Annotated in this window: 24 protein-coding genes and 1 pseudogene; 12 read left to right on the plus strand and 13 right to left on the minus strand. The window is 62.8% G+C overall.

All coding sequences use genetic code 11. The features are described from left to right. Position 1 precedes the first annotated feature (1 nt). The 4 genes from ABL840_RS29675 to ABL840_RS29690 are packed head-to-tail and all read left to right on the plus strand — an operon-like array spanning position 2 to position 5,307. The gene (locus ABL840_RS29675; protein ID WP_093308066.1) at positions 2–1,495 is read left to right on the plus strand and encodes an ABC transporter substrate-binding protein; all 1,494 of its coding nucleotides are present in this window, start codon (positions 2–4) and stop codon (positions 1,493–1,495) included. A gap of 4 nt (positions 1,496–1,499) precedes the next feature. Continuing rightward, entirely contained in the window at positions 1,500–2,921 is a 1,422-nt protein-coding gene (locus ABL840_RS29680; RefSeq protein ID WP_093308065.1) for an amidase, read from the plus strand. A gap of 25 nt (positions 2,922–2,946) precedes the next feature. Continuing rightward, positions 2,947–4,401: an aldehyde dehydrogenase family protein gene (locus tag ABL840_RS29685; RefSeq protein WP_093308063.1), complete on the plus strand. Its 1,455-nt coding sequence runs from the start codon at positions 2,947–2,949 to the stop codon at positions 4,399–4,401. A gap of 9 nt (positions 4,402–4,410) precedes the next feature. After that, positions 4,411–5,307 carry an NAD(P)-dependent oxidoreductase gene (locus ABL840_RS29690; protein WP_093197301.1) on the plus strand — a complete coding sequence of 299 codons (897 nt, stop codon included), beginning with the start codon at positions 4,411–4,413 and terminating at the stop codon, positions 5,305–5,307. A 170-nt stretch (positions 5,308–5,477) separates the two neighbouring features. On the opposite strand, the gene ABL840_RS29695 is transcribed toward ABL840_RS29690, so the two are convergent. The 3 genes from ABL840_RS29695 to pyrF form a co-directional block, all read right to left on the minus strand. Then, positions 5,478–5,873: a hypothetical protein gene (locus tag ABL840_RS29695; protein WP_418116054.1), complete on the minus strand. Its 396-nt coding sequence runs from the start codon at positions 5,871–5,873 to the stop codon at positions 5,478–5,480. 132 nt (positions 5,874–6,005) lie between these two features. Then, entirely contained in the window at positions 6,006–6,434 is a 429-nt protein-coding gene (locus tag ABL840_RS29700; protein WP_143043077.1) for a hypothetical protein, read from the minus strand. A 119-nt stretch (positions 6,435–6,553) separates the two neighbouring features. Next, entirely contained in the window at positions 6,554–7,258 is a 705-nt protein-coding gene (gene pyrF / locus ABL840_RS29705) for an orotidine-5'-phosphate decarboxylase (RefSeq protein WP_093308073.1), read from the minus strand. A gap of 43 nt (positions 7,259–7,301) precedes the next feature. Between pyrF and ABL840_RS29710 the strand changes: the two genes are divergently transcribed. The 7 genes and pseudogenes from ABL840_RS29710 (at position 7,302) to ABL840_RS29740 (ending at position 11,087) form a co-directional block, all read left to right on the plus strand. After that, a complete protein-coding gene (locus ABL840_RS29710; protein ID WP_143043076.1) occupies positions 7,302–7,733 on the plus strand; it encodes a hypothetical protein in 432 nt (143 codons plus the stop codon). A 93-nt stretch (positions 7,734–7,826) separates the two neighbouring features. Next, complete coding sequence (locus tag ABL840_RS29715) at positions 7,827–8,105, plus strand: transposase (RefSeq protein ID WP_418116055.1); 279 nt, start codon at positions 7,827–7,829, stop codon at positions 8,103–8,105. A 428-nt stretch (positions 8,106–8,533) separates the two neighbouring features. After that, positions 8,534–8,785 (plus strand): annotated as a pseudogene (locus ABL840_RS29720) (transposase); the annotation flags it as partial. Between the two features lie 4 nt (positions 8,786–8,789). Continuing rightward, on the plus strand, positions 8,790–9,548 hold the full coding sequence (locus tag ABL840_RS29725; RefSeq protein WP_418116056.1) for a transposase: 759 nt from the start codon (positions 8,790–8,792) through the stop codon (positions 9,546–9,548). Beyond that, positions 9,479–10,072 carry a DUF4272 domain-containing protein gene (locus tag ABL840_RS29730; protein ID WP_093308114.1) on the plus strand — a complete coding sequence of 198 codons (594 nt, stop codon included), beginning with the start codon at positions 9,479–9,481 and terminating at the stop codon, positions 10,070–10,072. The genes ABL840_RS29725 and ABL840_RS29730 overlap by 70 nt, the downstream gene beginning before the upstream one ends. Before the next feature lie 118 nt (positions 10,073–10,190). Continuing rightward, entirely contained in the window at positions 10,191–10,688 is a 498-nt protein-coding gene (locus tag ABL840_RS29735; protein WP_143043091.1) for a hypothetical protein, read from the plus strand. Positions 10,689–10,781: 93 nt separating this feature from the next. Continuing rightward, positions 10,782–11,087, plus strand: a complete 306-nt coding sequence (locus ABL840_RS29740) for an SMI1/KNR4 family protein (RefSeq protein WP_093308113.1) — start codon at positions 10,782–10,784, stop codon at positions 11,085–11,087. Between the two features lie 92 nt (positions 11,088–11,179). Here ABL840_RS29740 and ABL840_RS29745 read toward each other — a convergent pair whose 3' ends face one another. Next, positions 11,180–12,157 (minus strand): IS5 family transposase, encoded by a 978-nt coding sequence (locus ABL840_RS29745; RefSeq protein WP_418115967.1) that lies wholly within the window; start codon positions 12,155–12,157, stop codon positions 11,180–11,182. Between the two features lie 2 nt (positions 12,158–12,159). Here ABL840_RS29745 and ABL840_RS29750 point away from each other — a divergent pair, with 2 nt between their 5' ends. Next, positions 12,160–12,384, plus strand: a complete 225-nt coding sequence (locus ABL840_RS29750) for a hypothetical protein (RefSeq protein ID WP_093301795.1) — start codon at positions 12,160–12,162, stop codon at positions 12,382–12,384. A 128-nt stretch (positions 12,385–12,512) separates the two neighbouring features. Here the strand turns inward: ABL840_RS29750 and ABL840_RS29755 are convergent, their stop codons facing one another. From ABL840_RS29755 to ABL840_RS29795, 9 genes are all read right to left on the minus strand, one after another. Then, complete coding sequence (locus ABL840_RS29755) at positions 12,513–12,833, minus strand: hypothetical protein (RefSeq protein WP_143042929.1); 321 nt, start codon at positions 12,831–12,833, stop codon at positions 12,513–12,515. 121 nt (positions 12,834–12,954) lie between these two features. Further along, entirely contained in the window at positions 12,955–13,506 is a 552-nt protein-coding gene (locus ABL840_RS29760) for a DUF4304 domain-containing protein (RefSeq protein ID WP_093301796.1), read from the minus strand. 289 nt (positions 13,507–13,795) lie between these two features. After that, entirely contained in the window at positions 13,796–14,116 is a 321-nt protein-coding gene (locus tag ABL840_RS29765) for a hypothetical protein (RefSeq protein ID WP_093301798.1), read from the minus strand. A gap of 38 nt (positions 14,117–14,154) precedes the next feature. Further along, positions 14,155–14,883, minus strand: coding sequence for a hypothetical protein (locus ABL840_RS29770; protein ID WP_143123838.1), 729 nt, complete (start codon positions 14,881–14,883; stop codon positions 14,155–14,157). An 824-nt stretch (positions 14,884–15,707) separates the two neighbouring features. Next, positions 15,708–16,037 (minus strand): hypothetical protein, encoded by a 330-nt coding sequence (locus tag ABL840_RS29775; protein ID WP_143042931.1) that lies wholly within the window; start codon positions 16,035–16,037, stop codon positions 15,708–15,710. Positions 16,038–16,155: 118 nt separating this feature from the next. Beyond that, the gene (locus ABL840_RS29780) at positions 16,156–16,515 is read right to left on the minus strand and encodes a hypothetical protein (RefSeq protein ID WP_143042932.1); all 360 of its coding nucleotides are present in this window, start codon (positions 16,513–16,515) and stop codon (positions 16,156–16,158) included. Between the two features lie 301 nt (positions 16,516–16,816). Further along, positions 16,817–17,086 carry a hypothetical protein gene (locus tag ABL840_RS29785; protein WP_093301801.1) on the minus strand — a complete coding sequence of 90 codons (270 nt, stop codon included), beginning with the start codon at positions 17,084–17,086 and terminating at the stop codon, positions 16,817–16,819. 620 nt (positions 17,087–17,706) lie between these two features. Then, a complete protein-coding gene (locus ABL840_RS29790; protein WP_093301802.1) occupies positions 17,707–20,505 on the minus strand; it encodes an ExeM/NucH family extracellular endonuclease in 2,799 nt (932 codons plus the stop codon). 109 nt (positions 20,506–20,614) lie between these two features. Next, positions 20,615–21,502: a LysR family transcriptional regulator gene (locus ABL840_RS29795; RefSeq protein ID WP_093197325.1), complete on the minus strand. Its 888-nt coding sequence runs from the start codon at positions 21,500–21,502 to the stop codon at positions 20,615–20,617. Between the last annotated feature and the right edge of the window lie 153 nt (positions 21,503–21,655).

A 21,655-nucleotide genomic window follows, 5' to 3' on the forward strand; every position in this document is an offset into this window, starting at 1 on the left:
AATGTTGAAGCGACGCACACTCATGACTTCCGCCATGGCCGCGGCGATCCCGGGTGTCTTCCTGCCCCAGGCCCGTGCTCAGGCCGGCAAGAACACGCTGACGATCGGCATGCCGCTCGAACCGCCGGGCCTGGACCCGACGAGCGGCGCCGCATCGGCCATCGCTGAGATCACGCAGTACAACATCTTCGAAACGCTCACCAAGGTGAATGCCGACGGCTCGGTCACGCCGATGCTGGCGGAGAGCTGGTCGTCCTCGCCCGACATGAAGACCTTCGTCTTCAAGCTGCGCAAGGGCGTGCGCTTCGAGAACGGACAGCCCTTCAACGCGAACACGGTGAAGTTCTCCTTCGACCGCGCGGGCGGCGCCAAGAGCACGAACAAGGACAAGCGCTTCTTCAGCGAGATCGGCACCGTGGTGCTCGACGAGCACACGGTGGGCGTCAACAGCACGCTGTCGAACCCCGACCTGCCCTTCATGCTCGGCCAGTCGACCGCCTGCATCGTGGAGCCCAAGAGCGCCGAGACCAACGCCACCGCTCCCGTGGGCACCGGCCCCTACAAGCTGAGCGCATGGCAGCGCGGCGCCTCGTGCACGCTGGTGAAGTCGCCGACCTACCGCGACCCGAACCTCGCGAAGACCGAGAAGTTCGTCTTCCGCTTCATGTCGGACACGGCCGCGCAGACCGCCGCGCTGCTGTCGAACGACATCGACATCTTCCCGCGCGCCGGCACGCGCTCGGTGAGCCAGTTCAAGGGCAACGCGCGCTTCCAGGTGATCGAAGTGGGCACGCGCGGCAAGGTGATCCTGACCATCAACAACCGCAAGAAGCCGCTCGACGACGTGCGCGTGCGCCGCGCGATCCTGGCGGCCATCGACCGCAACGCGATCATCCAGGGCGCGGCCGACGGCTTCGGCAGGCCCATCGGCAGCCACTACGCGCTGGGCGCGCCGGGCTTCATCGACACCACCGCGATGAACCCCTTCGACGTGGAGAAGGCGAAGAAGCTGCTGGCCGAAGCCGGCGTGAAGACGCCGCTCGAGCTGCGCCTGCAACTGCCCCCGCCCTCCTACGCCCGCCAGGGCGGCGAGGTGATCGCCGCGCAGCTCGCGCAGATCGGCATCAACGTGAAGATCCAGAACGTGGAATGGGCCCAGTGGCTCAGCGGCACCTTCGGCGGTGCGCACGACTTCGACCTGACCATGGTCGCGCACGTGGAGCCCTTCGACCTGGTGAAGTACACCGAGCCCGACTACTACTGGGGCTACGACTCGAAGAAGTTCCGCGACTTGTTCGTCACCATCCAGAACGAAGAGAACAAGAAGCGCCGCGCCGACCTGCTGGCCGATGCACAGCGCATGCTTGCGACCGACGCGGTCAACGGCTTCCTCTACCAGGCGGTGTTCCCGACCATCGCGCGCAAGGAAGTGAAGGGCCTGTGGCCGAGCATGCCGATCGTGGTGAACGACCTGGCCGCGATCTCGTGGGGTTGATGCGATGAGCACGTCGACATCGAAGCCCCTGTATTCCCTGGGCGTGCAGGAGCTGCACGCGGCCTATGCCTCCAAGGAACTCTCGCCGGTGGAAGTGGCGCGCTCGGTGAACGAGCGCATCGCGGCCTACGAGCCCGAGCTGCATGCCACCTGGCTCTTCCGCCCCGAACTGGCGCTGGAACAAGCCCGCGCCTCCGAGGCACGCTGGCTGGCCGGCAAGCCGCTCGGCACGCTCGACGGCGTGCCCGTGACCATCAAGGACAACCTCGCGACCAAGGGCGATGCGATGCCGCTGGGCACCGCCGCCTACGACCTCGTGCCGATGAGCTACGACTCGCCGCCCGCCGCGCGCCTGAAGGAAGACGGCACCGTGCTGGTCGCCAAGACCACCATGCCCGACCTGGGCATGCTGTCGTCGGGGCTGTCGAGCTTTCATGAGCTCTCGCGCAATCCGTGGGACCTGTCGCGCACGCCCGGCGGTTCCAGCGCTGGCGCCGGTGCTGCTGCCGCCGCCGGCTACGGCCCGCTGCACGTGGGCACCGACATCGGCGGCTCGCTGCGCCTGCCGGCGAGCTGGTGCGGCATCTACACGCTCAAGCCCAGCTTCGGCCGCATTCCGCTGAGCTCTCCCTACATGGGCCGCTGTGCCGGCCCGATGACCCGCACCGTGGCCGATTCGGCGCTGATGATGGCTTCGGTCGCGCAGCCCGACGACCGCGACTATTCCGAACTGCCGCCGCCAGTCATCGACTGGAATGCCTTCGAGGTCGATCCGTCGTTCATCAAGGGCAAGCGCGTGGCGCTGCACATGGACGCGGGCTGCGGCCTGCCGCTGGACCCGCAGATCGCCGAAGCCGTGCGCCGCGCGGCGAAGCACATCGAGGCCGCTGGTGCGCACGTCGAGGAAATCCCGGCCTTCATGACGCCGAAGATGCTCAAGGGCATGGACCACTTCTGGCGCATGCGCTCGTGCATCGACATCCAGGCTATGGCGCCGGAGAAGCGCGCGAAGATCCTGCCGTACATCCGCGAATGGGCCGAGAGCGCGGCCGGCTTTTCGGGCGCGCACATCTTCGAGGCCTACAGCGAGTTCATCGCCACGCGCGCGGCGGCCATCGCCGCGACCAAGGCCTACGACTTCGTGATCTCGCCGGTGTCGCCCAACATGCCCGCGCCGGCCGACCACGCCTCGCCGACCAACGACCCGATGCTGCCGCTGGAGCACATCGGCTTCACCGTGCCCTACAACATGTCGGAGCAGCCCGCTGCCTCGATCAACTGCGGCTACTCGGCCGAAGGCTTGCCCATCGGCCTGCAGATTGCCGGTCGTCGCTTCGACGACCTGGGCGTGCTGCAGTTCAGCCGCGCCTTCGAGCAGATCCGCGAAACGCAGAAACCCTGGCCGGAACCCAACGCGACCCGTTGACCCGGCCCCCAGGAGACAAGACACCATGAACGCAACAGCAGCCCACTACATCGACGGACGCCGCGTGCAGTCCGAAGGCAACGCCACCATCGACGTGATCGACCCGAGCGATGGCAGCAAGTTCGGCGAGATCGCGCGCGGCACCGCCGCAGACGTGGACACCGCCGTGCGCGCCGCGCGCCAGGCCATGGGCGAGAACTTCGACGGCCCCTGGGGCGGCATGACCGCGCTGCAGCGCGGCCGCCTGCTCGCCAAGCTCGGGGCAGCCGTCATGGAGCACCACGAGGAGCTGGCCCAGCTCGAGGCGCGCGACACCGGCAAGGCGCTGCGCGTGGCGCGCAACGACGCCACCGCGCTGGCCCGCTACATGGAGTACTACGCCGGCGCCTGCGACAAGCTGCACGGCGACACCCTGCCCTACGAGCGCGGCTACACCGTGCTGACGGTGCGCGTGCCGCACGGCGTGACGGGCCACATCATTCCCTGGAACTACCCGATGCAGATCGCGGGCCGCAGCGTGGGCGCCTCGCTCGCCGCGGGCAACGCCTGCGTGGTGAAGCCGGCGGAAGATGCGAGCCTGTCGCTGCTGCGCCTGGCGGAGATCGCGACCGAAGTGGGCTTTCCGGCCGGCGCGCTCAACGTGGTGACGGGCTACGGCAAGGAAGCCGGCGCCGCGCTGTGCGCGCACCCGGGCATCGACCACATCTCTTTCACCGGCTCGACCATGACCGGCCGCAGCGTGGGCCTGGCCGCGGCCGAGCGCCACTGCCCGGTAACGCTGGAGCTGGGCGGCAAGTCGCCGCAGATCGTGTTCGCAGACGCCGATCTCGACGCGGCCGAGCCGGTGCTGCTCAACGCCATCATCCAGAACGCCGGCCAGACCTGTTCGGCGGGCAGCCGCGTGCTGGTGGAACAGTCGGTTTATGAAGAAGTGGTGCAGCGCCTCGCCAAGCGCTTCACCGCCGTACGCGCGGGCACGCCCGCCGAAGACCTGGACATGGGTCCGCTCATCAACGAAAAGCAGTTCCGCCAGGTGCGCGACATGGTCGCGACCGCCGAGGCCGCCGGCTTGAAGGTGGCGGCGCGCGGCACGGTGTCGCCCAACGCTTCGTCCACCGGCTACTACCAGGAGGCCGTGCTGTTCCGCGACGTGCCGCACGAGAGCGACATCGCGCAGCGCGAGATCTTCGGCCCGGTGCTGGCCGTGACGCCCTTCGCCGACGAGGCCGAGGCGGTGCGCCTGGCCAACGGCACGGACTTCGGCCTGGTGGCCGGCGTGTGGACCCGCGACGGCGCGCGCCAGCTGCGCATGGCGCACAAGCTGCATTGCGGCCAGGTCTTCGTCAACAATTACGGTGCGGCGGGTGGTGTAGAACTGCCTTTCGGCGGCGTGAAATCCAGCGGCTTCGGTCGCGAGAAGGGCTTCGAGGCCCTGCTCGGATTCACGACCCTCAAGACCATCGCCATCAAGCACGGATGAAGACAACACATGACAACCACCACTGAACAACAGCAAGCGCCGCGCAAGGTCGGCCTCGTCGGCGTCGGCCTCATGGGCCATGGCATCGCCAGCAACATCGTCAAGCACGGCCACCAGCTCACCGTGCTGGAGCACGCGGGCAACCAGCCCATCGACGGCCTGCTGAAGGCCGGCGCCACCTCGGTGAAGGACGTGGCCGCGCTGGCCGCGCAGGTCGACGTGCTGATCCTGTGCGTCACGGGTACCCCTCAGGTCGAGGCCGTGATGCTCGGCGACAGCGGCGCACTGACCACGCTGCGCCCCGGCACCGTGGTGATCGACTGCTCGACGGCAGTGCCCGCCTCCACCGCCAAGGTCGCGGAAGCAGTGAGCGCCAAGGGCGGCAAGTTCATCGACGCGCCCATGACCCGCACCGCGAAGGAAGCCGCAGAAGGCCGGCTGAACCTGCTGGTGGGCGGCGACGAGCAAGTGCTGGCCTCTTGCCTGCCGCTGCTGCGCTGCTTCGCCGAGAACATCACGCACGTGGGCGGCATCGGTGCCGGCCACGCGATGAAGCTGCTGCACAACTTCGTGTCGCTGGGCACCGTGGCGCTGCTGTGCGAGGCGGCCGCCTGCGCCGAGCGCGCCGGCGTGAAGCCCGACGTGTTCGTCGACGTGCTCGCCAAGGGCGGCGGCAACGGCGTGGCGCTGGAACGCGTCAAGCCCAAGCTGCTGACGGGCAGCACCGATTCGCTGAAGTTCTCGATGGCGAATGCGAAGAAGGACCTGGGGTACTACAACGACATGGCGGAGCAGTCTTCTTCGAGCCATGGCATTGCGCAGGCTGTGGATGCGCTGCTGACTCACGGGGTCGAGAAGTTCGGTGGTGACCGGATGGTGCTCGATCTGGTTGAAGCGTTGCGCTGATCTCTTGCCCGCACTTGCTCTGTGCGGGCCGCTCGCTGTTCGGGGCGCGTGCGGCTATGAAGTTCGTGGTTCGACCGCTGCGGCGGATTGCGGATGGATATGCGCGGGCGCAACACTGAACATTTGCCGGACCTCGTCCATCCCAGCTCGAACCACCCAATCTCGCACCATCACTCAAACCGTATCTCAGCCACGGTAGGCGCATTCGGCTCCCTGGTTTGGGCATTCGCAATGCCACCGTCCTTTTCGTTCCTGAACCAGTAGCGGCAGCCGGTTCGAGAGATCATCGTCACGCACATCGAGCCGTCGGGGTTGAGAACCCACTTGCCCGACGCCTTGCCGGGCCCGCTTTGATTGACAAAGTCGACGCGGCCATCCGAATAGAACTGCCAGCGCGAGACCATGCCGGTCGAAAGATTGCTTGAAACGATGGGCTTGCCGATCAAGGTGGTCTCTACCTCGGCTTTGGTCAGAAACACCCGGCCATGGATGGGTACGGACTCCTCGGAGATGGCCGGCACGGCGGCAATGCAAAGCAGGGTGCGGACGACATAGCGTGTGAACATGACATGCCTCTCTGACGTCGTGCAGTCGGCGTGCGTTCAGCCCTGCGCGTGCGTCCAAGCGCCTGGTTGGCCTGTCGGTAACGCCCGATGGCGTTACATGGCATTAACTAAAAAGCGCTACTTTTCTAAGCGCTAGATCCGGCCGGTGCACGCGAACGAGGCCTGCTTCTTCCTGCGCTCCACAGCCATGCCGGGAGGTGGTGGCCCGAGATCGAGACGAGGAAGGCGGCGTTCTTTTTCGGCGACGACACGACTTGTGCTCCGATGGCCCTCCGGCAAGGTGGCCGAAGGGCGTTGTGGGGTGGCTTGGGCGAACTCCGTAGCAACGCGCCGGCGACGGCGGAAGAGCACTATGAAGGCCACGGTGCAGTTGCTTGTATTGCGCTGTGTCGTGCGTACGGCGCTTGTAAACGGCCCGTTGATTTCCGCGCAGACGTAACCCACGTTTCCGCTGAATCTCGGCCCTTCCCACACCTCGGATCGCAGGCCTGCGGTCCAGAGCATCGGCACGCGGATATCCGATGCTGCCTGCGAGGTCGTGGCGTCGAACTGCACGGGCACGAACGCCGCCTTGGCTCGATCCCGCCGCATTTCGACAGTCGTATCGGCAGGGCCGGCGCTGGGCAACCGTTGATCGCTTTGCTCGATCGGTGGTCCAAATCAGCCTGGCCGCTTCAGCGTCACTGGATGGCGGTAGCCAGCTCAGCGCGCACTGCCGCGAACACGGCAGCGGGATTCAAGGCACGCGATATGGGTCGGCCGATGACCACGTGCGTCGCGCCAGCCCCGATTGCCTGCGTGGGAGTCGCAGCCCTCACGTGGTCATTTTGTTCATCGCCTGAGAGCTGCGTACCTGGCGTCACGATAAGGGCACCGGGCGACAAGACCTCACGAAGCAGCCTCACCTCCAATGGGGACGCTACAACGCCATGGCAACCGGCTGCGGTTGCAAGACGGCCCAGTCGTGCGACCTGCTCTGGAACCGTCGAGGCGACACCTACCTCTTTCAAATCCTGTTCACTCATGCTGGTGATGACGGTGAGCGCAAGAATCTTTAGTTGAGGGAACTGGCTCGCGGCTTGAACTGCCGAGCGAAGCACAGCGGAACCGCCTGAGGCGTGCACAGTCACCATCGAAGCACCCAGATGTCCGGCTGCCGTCACCGCGCCAGCCACTGAGCTTGGAATTTCCAGCAGCTTGAGGTCCAGGAAAACACTTTTCCCTGCATCTACAAGCTCGCGGACGACCGAAGGTCCTGCTGCCGTCAGCAGCTGCAGGCCTACCTTGTAGAACGTAGTGGCTGCGCCCAACTGCTTCACGAGGTCCGCCGCCAATGCGGCGGTAGGGAAGTCGAGCGAAACGATGATGCGGCTGTCCGTGCTCATTGACTTGTCCTCAATGTCTACACCCTGCGCTCCGAGAGAAACCGTGAACTGGGCGAACATGCGCAGCCTATCAGCTGACAGGCAGAATGCGGCCAGTTCCAGACATTCATCTCTGCGTCCCAATTGCCCTCAACGCCTGATGCAGAACGCCCTACAGCTTCTTGTCTACGCGGTTTTCGCGTTGGGGGCGACCGTGTGCGCTGGAACGGTCATCATGGCGATCATCCTTCGCAGAAGATTTCCGGAAGTCTGGGCCAGTTGGGGGCAGCCCGAAGCTTGGATATGGCTTGCCAGAACGCCCGCAAGCAGAAGCTTCTTCGAGTTCTTGGACCGACGCTCGTACCTCATGACGCATGACCGAATGTTCATTGCCTATTGCTCTGTCCTCCGGGCAGGCTGGTACTCATTCTTCGGGCTGTTTGTGGTGGCACTCATCGTGCTTGGCGCCGCACTGATTTGGCAAAGCAGAGCCTGAAGCCGGGGAAGGCAGAATGCGGCCGAGGCTGTGTGGAAACACCCTCGATGGTCACCTATATTGAGCCAACCCGTCTGAACAAGGTGGTGGCTCATGAGGCGATTCATCGAGAGCGAGGACCGGCGGCAAGTGACCTTGATGCCAGAGTGCCTGGACGACTATATCGGCGAAGACAACCCGGTGCGAGTCGTGGATGCCTTCGTCGAGGAGCTTGATCTGCACGCGTTGGGCTTCCAAGGTGTCGAGCCAGCAGCAACCGGACGACCTTCGTACCACCCATCGGTGCTGCTTAAGCTCTACATCTACGGCTATCTAAACCGCATTCAGTCGAGCCGGCGCCTGAGCGCGAAGCGCAGCGCAACGTGGAACTGATGTGGCTCACCGGCCGATTGGCGCCTGACTTCAAGACTATCGCAGACTTCCGTCGGGACAACGGCCAGGGCATCCGCAACGCGTGCCGTCAATTCATCATCCTGTGCCGCGAGCTCAAGCTGTTCACCAGCGCTGTGGTGGCCATCGATGGCAGCAAGTTCAAGGCAGTCAACAGTCGAGACCGCAACTTCACACCCGGCAAGATCGACGGGCGCCAGAAGCAGATCGAGCAGAGCATCCAGCGTTACCTAGACGCCCTGGAGACGGCCGATCGCACCCAGCCTGCCGAGGTTGAAGCCAAGACCGAGCGACTGCAGGACAAGATCAAGAAGCTGCGCAATCAGATGAAGCAGCTCGACGACACCCGAGAAGAGCTGAAGGACGAGCCCGACGGCCAACGCTCGCTCACTGACCCTGACGCGCGCTCGATGAACTCACAGGCCACGGGCTCGGGCCTGGTGGGCTACAACGTGCAGGCGGCGGTCGATGCGAAGCACCACTTGATCGTGGCGCACGAGGTGACCAACGTCGGCAACGACCGCGCGCAGCTGAGCAAGATGGCCAACGCTGCGCGCGAAGCGATGAACAAAACCAAGCTGCAAGCACTTGCTGATCGCGGCTACTTCAACGGCACGGAACTCAAGGCTTGTGAGGATGGGCATCGCGGCCTACGTGCCCAAGCCGATGACCTCCGGCGCCAAGGCGGACGGTCGCTTCGACAAGAGCGACTTCATCTACATCGCGAAGGACGACGAGTACCTATGCCCAGCAGGACAACGGGCCATCTTCAGGTTCAGCACTGTGGAGAAGAGCGGCCTGCATGCACACCTATATTGGACCAGCGCCTGCCCCAGTTGCCCGCTGAAGCCTCAGTGCACACCCAGTGCCTATCGGCGAGTGCGGCGATGGGAGCACGAAGCGGTGCTCGAGCGCGCGCAGCAGCGACTGGATCGCAAGCCTGATGCAATGACGTTACGACGGCGCACCGTCGAGCACGTCTTCGGCACGCTCAAACACTGGATGGGTTCGACCCACTTCCTCACCAAAACGCTGGCGAACGTGGGCACTGAGATGAGCCTGCACGTGCTGGCCTACAACATGAAGCGGGTGATCTCGATACTGGGCATGAGCAGAACGATGAAGGCGATGAGATTGATCCATGAGCCCCTTTGCTTGCCTTCTTGCCCCTCGGGCGTGCCACGCTGCGCGTCCAGCGGCCCACAACAACTGGATGAATCAGTCGCCGGTTCGGCATACTCGCAAGTCAGGCCGTTTCCACACAGCCTCGGCCAGAAGCCGACCTTCGTGATTGAGTCGCAACAAACCGTTGTAAGAGTGCGTGCTCGTTCCTACGCAGGCTATAACAATCAGCCATGGCCGCGCTATCGAACCAAATTGGCGGAGATGAGGACGACGTCGTTCGCCCACTTCAAGATGTCTTGAATCGCACACTGGTTCTTGGCGCTGTGGTCGCCTCGGCCTTTGGCGCACCATGTGAAGAACTCATGGATTGGCTCGCTGCAATGAGTCTTTCCGACGAGCTAACACCGAACGAGCGCGCGCAAATGACGGGTGCTGCGAGCGAGCAGATGGCCATCAATTTCTCTTGGCAATCTGAACGTTTAGTCGTTCTTCTGTGGGCCTTGCATAAGATTCCCGCGCTTCCGTTTCCGACCCCTGGCGGCAAGGTAGCATTCATCGAGAGACTTCTGCCTCCATACGGTGACGAGTCGGCGTCTGAGTTCTGTGAAACTGCTCGGCTTAGGTCTGACGGTGAACTTTTCGCTGCCGCCTACGAGCTTCAGGATCTGCATGTTGTAGCTCGACAGCGAGGTTTTTCGCACCCGGACTATCGTCCGAAGATTCCGGAACTTGATGCTGAGGTCGTGCAGGAGCGTCACCATGCGATCAATTGGCTTGTTGGCTACTGTGGCCAGTCTTGGGACCAAGTAACGACGGACACCTAGCGGCCAGAAGCAGACCTTCGATGGCATCGCAGAAATTTCGCCCGGACCATATTCTTGATTCGGCGGCGACCAGGATCAAGCATCATCGGTAGTCGTGCGATTTCTAGGGGGTGAGAGGATGGGATTTCCAAGTTATGTCTACGGCTACATCGCTGAAGCGAATCAAAACCCTTCTGGCGCTGATGTACCGTTTGAAGAGCAAGTTCTGGCTCTTCAAAAATACAACGAGATGGTGATCGATCGCTTGCCCGCCCAAGATGATTGGCCGCCCCTGAGCCGAAGAATGTTCGGACTAGTCCCTTCAGGGGAGCCCATGATCGCCTACTGGGGCAGGCCCATTCACTTTGCTGCAGGTCTGAAAGAAATTGACTCAGACATCGGAACATGGCTCGACAAATTCGAGAACCTGCTTCGGCGTCTCTACTGGGACAGGGTTCAGCTTCACATTGAGTTTGGCTTGAGTCCTGCTCGCAGCATGACTTGGGAGATCAAGCGTGGCTACGTGCACGTGTTCAAAGGCGGACCGCCTCCTCCAGTCGAATCGACTCTTCAAACTTCTATGGGAGCTGAGGAGCTTGAATATCGGTGGCCTACGCATCCAAGGGGAAGGTCCTAGTTCGGCCAGATGCCGTCACTCGCTGGTGGGCATCATTTCGCTCCGAAGCAGGCACTTGGTGCGCTCACGCCTCAACTTGGGTACTCTAGAAGTATGCTGAAAGAACACTACCCCGATTGGCTGTACGGCCCCCCAACTTCCGCAGACGTGATTGCCGACGCCGAAGCGAAACTGGGGGTGCGCTTTCCCGATGAACTTCGAGCACTCTATCTCGAGGCGGACGGAGTGAGAGAGAACCTCGGGAATGCCGCCTACTTGTTGCCGCTGTCTGTCGAAGAATCTATGGTCAGCCTTACGAAGACGCTCTGGGCGGAATGGGAAGGTTTCAGGCCAGAGTTTGACCTCAAGCCCTTTGTCTTCTTCGGCAGCTCTACTAGGGAAGGTCTGATCAAGTCGTAAATTGGCTTGATGGCGAGCGCGCGTATTTGGTCGTTGCGCTCACAGGCTCGTCTCACCGAGCATCCCATGCGTTTGAGAGGCCCTGCGGCCCTTCATGCCGTCTGCAGACGCACCTGTCCCAGCATCGCGATCAGTTTCTTCCTGGCCATCCACAGGTTCGACAGTGCAAACAGCGTGATCACATGCGCCGTGTTCTTGGCCAGCCCCCTGAACCTCACCTTCGCCAAGCCGAACTGCCGCTTGATCACCCGGAACGGATGCTCCACCTTTGCCCGGATGCTGGCCTTCTGGTATTCCTGCTTGCGCGCTCTGGCTTTGGCTCGGCCCTCGGGCATCTTCGCCATGTCGCTGGGCCTGCCTGCAATGTGCCACTGCACGCTGCGCTTCACCCGACTCTGTGCTCCGCGATAGCCCGAGTCTGCCCACACCTCGCTCTCCTTGCCGTGCAGCAGGTCGCTCACCTGCTCCACGTCTGCCTCGTTGGCGGCCGTGGTCGTCACCGTGTGCACCAGCCCCGAGTCCGCGTCCACGCCGATGTGCGCCTTCATCCCGAAGTGCCACTGGTTGCCCTTCTTCGTCTGGTGCATCTCCGGATCTCGCTCGCCGCTCTCGTTCTTTGTCGAACTGGGCGCCGCGATGATCGTGGCGTCCACGATGGAGCCTCTCTTCAGAAGCAGCCCCTTCCTGGCCAGGTGGGCGTTGACCTGCTTGAAGATGTCCTCCGCCAGATCGCTGGCCTCCAGCAAGTGGCGGAAGTTCAGGATCGTCGTCTCATCGGGAATCGACTCCATGCCCAGGCCTGCGAACGTGCGCAGCGAGGTGATCTCGTACAGGGCTTCCTCCATCGCCGGATCGCTCAACGCGAACCAGTTCTGCATCAAGTGCACACGAAGCATCGCTTCGAGCGGATACGGTCGGCGTCCTCGCCCCGCCACCGGGTAGTGTGGTTCGATGACTTTGAGTAGCGCCTTCCAAGGCACGACCAGTTCCATCTCGGCAAGGAAGACTTCCCGGCGCGTCTTCTTCCTCTTGCCTGCATGCTCGGCATCCGAAAAACTGATCTGGCTCATCGTTGGTCCTCCTTCAGCGTGCGTGTTCAACGTTCAGAGCGGCCATCCGTGGACTTGATCAGACCTTCCCTAGCGACGAGCTGTGGGGCATCAACTGGAAGCAGCCGGGTCAGGTAATCGCGTTCCACCATCACATGGAAGGCGCCTATGAGGTTGTCGGCACGAACATCGCCGATGTCTACCGAACAGATTTCACGCAGTTCAAAGACAGGCTTGCATCAAACTGAACGACTGCTATCCGCTGGCGGAAAGGTCTGCAATGGGCCCACTACGGTCCTTCGCGACATTCCGAAGCGGACTCTCAGCAACTCAGCCGCGCGACGCCTGCGCCTTTGCAAAGGCTTGCACGGAAGCTCTACCAAACAATCTTCTTCTCGTTTCCCCAGCCTTCCCGCCCCGTCTTCACGCCCCTGTGTTCTGGCGTCACTTGGATGCGGAAAACAAGGCGCCCATTCTCAGGGCCGCCTTGATGTACACGAAAGCCAATGATCTTTCCGCCGAATCTGGACGGCTTGTTCTGGCCGTCATGAAGGTAAAGGTTTCCACCCTCTGCCACGAGCCGTTCGGCGGTCGGCACTGAGACGACCCAATAGCCGCAGTCGTATTCGTGCGGGTGAGCGGCGTCTTTGACTTTGTGGGTGTTTCCGAGGCGTTCGACGAGGTGAATGGCTGGCATCCGGTCCGCTCCTGTGAGCAGCAATTGTGCAACCGGCCGCGGCAAGATCCCTCATGCGAGTGACGACGCTGATGCCGCACGACCGCTCTCGGCCGAAACTAGTCGGACGCGCTGCGCAACGCTATTCGCCAAGGACTCGTCCAAGCTCGGCGGTCAACATGGTGCCACGGTCGCCCGCCAGTTCCAAGCCGCAGCCAACTAATGCGCGAGCCAACTCTATGTGACCGAGCTTTACAGCTGCACGAGCCAGATGGAGGGTCGCGCGGGCTTTCGTCGTCCCGACGCTAAATTTGCCTAGCAATTTATCCGGACCGTCGGTCGCCAGCGCACCCCTTAAGGTCTGGGCCGCTCCAAAGAACTCGGCCTGAGCCCCCAGAATCGCAGCCTCGAGCTGGACGAAGAGTTCGTCGGGCATCTGCCGCGGCCAAGCATCGCCGACTCTCCGCCGCAACATGCAGTCGTACTCCTTCAGCCTTGACAGATCCGCGCCCCCCTCGGCTGGAATAAACACGGGATGGGCCCCGAGGTTGACGTAGAAATCCTCGCCCCACCTGCTTCCCTGGAAGTTAACGACGAAAACGAAATCTCCTTCCTGCTTCCGATAGTTCTGACCAGAGCCCCGGAAGCCGAGCGCTCGAAGGCTCGGTGCCACCTTCTTCAAGACCTCTTTCATGTCATCTCCAGTGAATCAATATCGCGTCCCCGCTGGAGCGTGCCGAGTAAGCGAGAGTCCGAACCCCGAGGGGGCGTGAGCGTAATGGCAGCGCAACCAGACCGGCCTTCGACGATCACAGCTACGCTCATGACTCGCTCCTAGTTCGAAATTTGGTTGCCAAATTGAATGACCGATTGTGGCCTTACGCACGGCCGGCGCAAAGGCCCCCAGCCAAGCGTATACCGGTGTCGGAAGCGGGCACACGTATCGATGGCAGCAAAGTTCCCCGATCAACAGGGCGAGTGAACTAGTACGCGGGAAGATTGAATGCCGCGAGGACGCAAATTGCCATCTCTGCGCAAAGTTGAGGTATGCGACGCCACCTGCGCTGTACTGCAGCAGCGATGCCGGTGATTCCCGCCGCGACAAAAGCAACGATGAAGAAGCTCGGAATGAAGTCGTAGAGCAGCCATGGCAGAAGCCAGGAAGCAGGTCCCCCCTCCAGCGATAACGGCACCTTGACCCACCAAGCAGCTATGGGCAACTCGACCAGCGCGATCAATAGGAAGGCCGTGCTGACGTTGAGCCTGAGTAGGCGAGGTGACCAGTACGATTGGGCGCGTTGCATTTACTTGAAGGATCGTTCAGAAGGACTGCTCCTGGCCGTCAGTCGACCGCTGCGATCGCCTTGGCGACTTCGAAGGATTTTCCGCATTTGGGGCAGGCGCCCACACCAAAAACGTATGGCACCCGTTGGGCGACTTCCTTCTGCGACGCTGCAAGAGCATAGTTGTGCAGTCGCCTCGCCACTTCATCCAGGTCCCCGACCCTGCTTGGCTGAAGTGGGTTCCGGGGCGCCGTTGGTTTGTTGATCCAATCTTCTGATGCAACAAATGATCCATATTGACCAACCCCGACAAGAAGACCAATTCCGCATAACGTGCATTTGCCCTCGAATTCGCCGCTGGCGAGCCTGTGCAGATGCTGCCCCCACAGCAAGTCACCTTCGAGGGCGAGTACAGCCTGCAGAAGATAGATGAAATCGGTAGACGACAGCCCGATGCTTGCTGTCGTCTCGGTCGCGAGCCTATGAAGGCCCTCAATGGTCGAGCGATGGGGCTGCAGATCGTGGTTACCTGAAACATTTGGCGAAATCACGATTGCTCCAGCCAGAGACAGCGGCGTGACGCGGGCAACTGGTGGCCACTCACGTGCGGCCGACAGTAGATACGGCAATACGGGAGCGCTGGCTGAGTAGACGGTGCCTTGATGACAGACGCGTCCCCAAAGCTCGTCCCACACGGGATCCTCTGCATTAGGCGATAGAGCGCCAAGTAACGCAGGGAGATCACCAGCACTGCCATAAGCGTGCTGCAACTTGCTCCAATTGGTCATGGTTTCATCAATGAGGATCGATACCAGGAGCACGAAAGCTCAAAAAATAGGAAGCCGCTTCGAACGACTGGTCTTGGCCGACTGTAGCCGCACGAACTGCTGGCGCAAAGGGTCCCAAACTGACCTACGCCTCTATGCTGGGAAGCGTGGCAGCTTGGCTTCCTCAACGGCCGCTCTGAACGCTGTGTCCCACGCAGTCCATTGTTCCGGTGACGCTTGACCCTCGACGGTTACGCCTGATGGCTCAAACGACGCTTCAAAGCATGGGCCACCAGAGGGATCGCAGAAGAAGCCCATTGAGCCTGGTCGTGCTCCCGGTAATCCGAGAAGTAGCCTGCCCAGCGTTGCGACCTCAGCTTCCGTCAGGCGTCCCGTGTAGAGGGTGTATGTCCCACCAATCTTCACGAACGGTCTTGCCGCCAGATCGTGCTCGTTCCAAGGCCGGAACCAACCTTCCAAGCCTTCGACATGGTCTTCAGCAGTCATGGGCGCTCTTCTACTTCCGCTTCTGGCCGAGGGGACGACTATCGGCAGCGACATTCGGTGGGCCCGTCGCGGGAGCCGGTCATGGATTTTGGATAGACCGGCACCATCTGACCTTGCTTCCGTTGGGTCGCGCAGTACGTCTGACACCTTGCCTCCAGCCGCGAACCGAGCCAGCCGGAGCCATAGCCGACCAGCACACTCGTAACGCCGAAGACGACCACCGCGCCAAGCGCAATAAGTGCAGGCGAGATACGGCGTCTCATCGTTGGTCAAAGCTTCATTTTGGCAGGCAAGATGAATGTCGGGTTCTGGCCGGCCGCAGCCGGACGCGGCGGTCATCAGTAGGCGCCACCCCTAGGTACGCAGCCATCCGTGTCATGCAACTTACCTTCAGCGAGCACGTTTTCCGTCTTGCAGACCTCGTTGAAGCGCCAGACCTCAAAGGCATCCCCCGGAATTGCATGCTGTTCCAGGTAGGCCTTAAATTCTTCGAGGTCCTCGAACGAAACGACACGTGGACAACTCGCTCCTCGATAGAACCAGTGCTGAACAATGACAGGACCTCTAGCCAACGCATTCTTGATTTTCTCAAGGCTTGCTTCGGAAAGAATCTTGGCTCCTTCTTCGGTCCAATCGTCGGGGACGTAGCGATCTGGAATTCGTTTCATACGTTATTGCGAGATGTGATTTTTTTTGAACTCGACCACTACGAGAGTAGGCCGTGTTGAGCAGCTGCTCTTGGCCGAATGCAGTTGGCCGCACCAATGTCGCGAACAGCCGTTCTCCTCACTGTCTCCACGCCCAATGAGAGATCAGGCCTCCTACTACCAACCACGGCCAAAACGAGAGAAGCCAGTTGCTGCTGACGACGTGCCCCTCAAGGAGGGGAGCACCATCAATCTCGACCTTAATTGGAAAGGAGCGGAAGCCGGCGCGGCCCCAGGACAGGGTGGCCCGATGGCGAGTTCCTTCATGCTCGAACTCGACCGAGTGCGTGCCGACAAGCTTGAACACTCCGCCTGTCTTGAGTAGGCATTTTTCGCCTAGAAACAAGTCGATGGATGCGGCTTGCCACAGCTTTCTAGCCAGAAGTGTTGAGGTCACGAAAAGCTTGGAGCCGTTCCATTCGGTTTCTTGGTTTGACATCTTTGTTGGCGTTATAGGTGCTGTCTGGGGCCACACAAGGCAAGCCAATGGTTGAAACTCCCAACGCACCTTCCTTGATGGGCGCCGGCCGATTTCTGGTGAATGTAGTCTGACTCGCTACTGGCCAGATGCCGAAGTTTGGCACGCCCCCAACAGAAAACAGCAACTGCTGCAGAGCGGCTGCTCGCAGCGTTTGCCGAGGATCGGTATGGCGCGGACGGATTTCCACCACGCAAAGACTTCGGCCGTCGTACCCCAAAGCCCCCACGGGCCGCGAAACACGCAGCCCGCAGACCAGCCGCTAGCCGCCGGTTTCAGACGCTCCGTGTCGCGCCTTCTCGCTCATCTGGAACAACTCCCCAGCCTTGCGAGCCAGTTCGGCCGCAAGCCAAAGCAGGTTGTCCAATCGTCGAGGCCCATCCCCGCTGCACCAGTCGACGTCTTGCCCGTGGCAGACCCACAGGAGAGCTTCGAGTTGAGACAGGGTGTTTTCAAGAAGATCCGCCGGGTCTTGGGCGTTGTCTTCGGAATCTACCGGCGTAGTTGGCCGGGCTATAGTCTTGGTAGCCATTTTTGTGCGTTCCTTCCAAGGTAGTGCACGAACTTGGTTAGACGGCTGGGGTGCTCGCTACATCCCGGCCGTCGCCTTTTGATACCTCGCATCTGCATCGCTGCTTTCGCACCGACGACCTGCCGCGAGGCAAGCAGCCTTCGAACATCGGTTGAGTTGGGTGGGTGGCGCCTTTCTGCTCCCCTTGGTGGGGTATCGAGTGACAGGGGCATTCACTCTAGAGAAGAAGCCGGCGAAGCAGCCGCTGCCACAGCACGAAGTCGCGGAGACTGCGAACTAATGCAGCTTCCGCAACACGCCGCGCGCAGACCTCGCGAGCCCCGCGTCGCATCACTCAGCAGCGGCTCCAAACGCACACGCCGATGGGGTGCCTTGCGCAGCGAAATAAAGGGGGAGCCCGAAGGGCGGAGGACATTCGCGGAGCAAGGTACCCGTCGGCGTGAGCGTCGCCCTGAATGACCCTGAACCCCACACACCAACATGTGCCGAGCGCGCTGGCGTCAAACCCTACGTGCTCCCAGAGGTGCTCGCAAAGGCGCGGCGTCGAAGCGTTGCGCCGAGCAAGCGCAACGTCTCCAAAACTCTCGGAGCGCCCGCATTAGGGCGCCCACTGGCCAAGCTCAGTTCACCGTGTGCGAGCCCAGGCCCGCGGAGGTGTCGATGGGGAAGCTGTCCCATTGCGTCGCCGTATCGAAAGCGATGTCCGGATTGGGATCGCCCGATTTGACGGTGGGCTTGCGGCGCAGCGTCTGGTTCAGCGTGCTTGCGCCGTTGGCGCTCTTCCACTCGGTTCCGGGGTCGAACCCGACCTGGCCGATGCGGTCGATGACCGTGCCCGACTTCTCCAGCGTCAGGGCGTCGTCGCCGTTGAAGTTGGCGACGCCGCTGTCCTGAGTGCCGGCCGGTTTGAAGGCAGCCGTGGCGCTGGCGTGCGCCAACACGATCGTGCCGCCAGGCGGCAGGGAGCCGCTCAGCGCCTGCGTGCTCGTCGGCGCAGTCACTCCGTTCGAGTACAGCTTGACGGCATAGAGGCTCAGGTCGATCGCCGAGGCGGTCGGGTTGTAGAGCTCGATCGCCTTGTTGTTCGACGAGCCTTCCACATACTCGCTGAAGAAAAGGTCCGGCGGGCCGGGCGGCAGCACCACGACCGTGGTGGTGACATTCACATTGCCCGTCTTCGTCGCGGTCTGGCCGGCGGAGTTGGTCAGCGTGACCGTCACGCTGAAGGTGCCCGCTGCCGCGTAGGTGTGCGTCACCGCGCCAGTACCGGTTGCCGTGGTGGTAGGACTGCCGTCGCCCCAGTCGACCACGAGCGAGGTCATCGTGTTGGCCCCGCCAGGAATGGCTTCCGTGATGTCCACGCTGTAGGTCTCGCCGATCTTCGCCGAGGCCGGAATCGAGGCGCTGACGATGGGCTCCACCACCGCAGCATCGGCCGCGAGGTTCAGGCCCACGAGCACCGGATCGTGGTCCGACGCGCGGAACGGCGTGGGCGCGTAGCGGTCGTCGGTCGTGAAGTCGGTGTTGTAGTCGAGCGCGGTCGGCTCGTCGGAGTTGATGTGCCACACGCTCACGCCGTTGACCTGCGAAGCCAGGGAGGCAGAGGCATAGGCGTGGTCGAGCGCACCGGTCTCGCCGCCGAACACGTAGGTGTAGCGGTCGCCAGCGGGCATGCGCTTGAGCAGACTCTCGTTGGCCGCGCCTTCAAGCACCTTGGTCGGGTCTTCCAGCAGGTAGCTGTTGAAGTCGCCCATCATCAGCACGTCGCTCTCTCCAGTCGTGCCCTTGGCCTTGAGCTTGCTCACGAAGCTGTTGAGCGCGGTGGCCTGCTGGGTGCGCGCCAGGTTCCAGCAGCCTTGGCCCTGGTCAACGTCGCCCGAGGTGGGGCAGCTGCCCTTGCTCTTGAAGTGGTTGACCACGAACCAGAAGCCACCGTTGTTGCCCGCCGCGCTGAAGCGCTGGGCCAGCGGCGGCCGGCCGCTGGCGGCGGTGTAGTCCGTCAGGTCGGTGCCGGTCGGCAGCACGACGTTGCCGACGCGCTGGACCTTCGCGGGCTTGTAGAGGATGTCGACCTTGATCGCATCCGTGCCGAACACGCCGCTGTTGACTGCCGCGTAAGTATTCGGCCCGAGCTTGGCGTTGAGGGCTGCCAGCAGGTCGTTCGTTGCGACGTCGGTGTTCTGGATCTCCATCAGGCCGATCACGTCGGCGTCGAGCCCCGCGATGGCGGCGACGATCTTGGCCTGCTGCCGCTTGAACTCGTTCAGGTTGTTCGCGCCGCGGCAGTCCGTTGCGACTCCTGTGCCGAGCAGGCAGACCTGGCCGGTCTGTCCCGTGGAGTTCGTGCCGTCCACGAAGGTGGTGAAGTAGTTGAGCACGTTGAGGCTGGCCACCTTGAGCGAGCCGCCGACCACCGGCGCCGAGGGCTGGCGCGGGTTGGCCTGCGCGAACACCGGTGCCACCGTCGGCTGGATGCGATAGGCCCCGAAGTTGTGGCTCAGGATGCCGGTGACCTTCTGCGTCGTGTCGCCCATCCGCCGAGTGCCGTCGGTGCCGGCCGCGCTCAGGTAGGGAATGGGGTTCGGGTTGGACACCGAGGCGCCGTCGTCCAGCACGATGCGCGAGAGCAGGTTCTGCGCATGGGTTGCCGTCGCGTTGCCGTTGGTCGGGTTGAACTGGCGCCCGTTGAGCGACAGCACCATCTGGCCGTAGCGGCCCAGCTCGAAGAGTTCGGTCACGGCCAGGGGCTGCGCGATCTCGACCAGCATGCCCTCGTAGCGCTCGAGCGTGGACTCGTCGGCGACCGGCAGTGTGATCTGCGTGGGTTTGACGACCACGCCGCTGCCGCAGACGCTGATGGCGAGCGGGGTCGGGGTCGTGCCGGCAATCTGCGTGATGCTGTCAGGCTTGGCCCCCACACCGGCAGTCTGGCCGAACTCGGCCACCACGCCAGTGACCTGCACGTAATCGCCGACCGCCACGCGGGTGGCGTTGTTCGGCGCATAGACGAAGACGCCTTCCGAGGTCATCGGGTCGGCATCGGGCACGAGCTGCTGTACGAAGAACCCATTCAGCTTCACCGAAGTGGTGCCGGTGTTCTGGAAATCTCCGACGACCACGCCGCGCACGGTCACGGCCTGCGAGGCCATGGGGCTGATGTTGCCCGTGCCCTGCACGGAAGAGATGGCCGCGAGCGGCGCGCCGGCCGGAATGGCCGCGGCGCATGTGGGCGGAGGCGTGACTGGCGCGGGATCTTCAGGCTGCGCCGCTGGCGGCGTGCCGCCCGAGGACGGGGGAGTCAGTGGAAAGGAAGCGTTGCCACCACCACCGCCGCCGCAAGCGGTCAGCAAGATGGCCAGTGTCAGCGCCAATGTCTTGAACGGCCACGCGGGCCTCGATCCTCGTCCTCGGTGTGTCATTTGGGGTCTCTCTTGTTGTGGGGGCCGGCAAGCGAACCGCGGCCGTTTTTATGGTTCTTGTGTGTAACCCCCGAGACACCCCAGGCACGCCTGGGTAATAGCGCAGCCGCTAGCTCATGCCGCGCGCCAGCAAGTGATCGACCAGCCGCCGCTGCGGAAAGCTCAACGCCTCCTGCCGCGTGCACAGGTACATGCGGCGCGAGGCCCACGCATCGGTGAGGTTGATGAAGCGCAGCTTCATCTCCTTGCGATAGGTCACCGCGGCGCCTTCGGGCAGGATGCCCACGCCCATGCCCGCTTCGATCATCCGGCACACGGCCTCGAAGCTCTTCACCCGCACGCGCAGGCGCAGCACCTTGCGCGCGCTCATCGCGGCGTCTTCCATGGTGCGGGAGATGGCCGAGTCGTCCTCCAAGCCGACGAAGTCGTAGTCGAGCAGTTCCTCGAACGAGACCTCGCGCCCGCGCCACGGATGCTTCTGCCGCACGATGGCCACCAGCCTGTCCGTGCGGTACGGAATGAAGTGCAGCGCCGGGTCTGCCGCCTCGCTGGTAATGACGCCCACATCCGCTTGCCGGTCGCGAATCGCCTGCACGATGTAGACACTGCGGTGCTCCTCCACGCTCACGCGAATCTCGGGGTAGCGCTGGCGGAAGCTCGCCACGTCGTCGGGCAAGAACTGGCCCATGGCCGACGCGTTGGCATGCAGCCGCACGCGGCCGGTGGCGCCTTGCGCGTAGTCGGAGAGGTCGGCGCGCATGCGGTCGACGTCGCGCAATATCTGCCGCGCATGCACGGCCAGCGATTCGCCGGCGCCGGTGGGCGTCACGCCCCTCGAGGTGCGGTTGAGCAGCGCCACGCCGAGGTGCTCTTCGAGGATGGCCAGCCGGCGGCTGGCGGCCGACAGCACCATGTGGCTCTCGGCCGCGGCCTTCGACAGGCTGCCGTGCTCAATGGCGCGCAGGAAAAGCGCCAGCGAATCGAGGTCGGGTCTCATGGGGTTCGGGGTCGGTCTGCGAGGCCGACATTGTCGGGCCAGCAGGGGCCATGGCCTCGGCCGAAATACTTTCGGCGGATCGCACCCGCAAGAGACAGATCTTCCGGAATGCGCCGTGCTTTGCCCAAACGAAGAAGCACTTTCCGTAGACAG

It is taken from the genome of Variovorax sp. NFACC27 (assembly GCF_048301545.1).
Lineage (GTDB): Bacteria > Pseudomonadota > Gammaproteobacteria > Burkholderiales > Burkholderiaceae_C > Variovorax > Variovorax gossypii.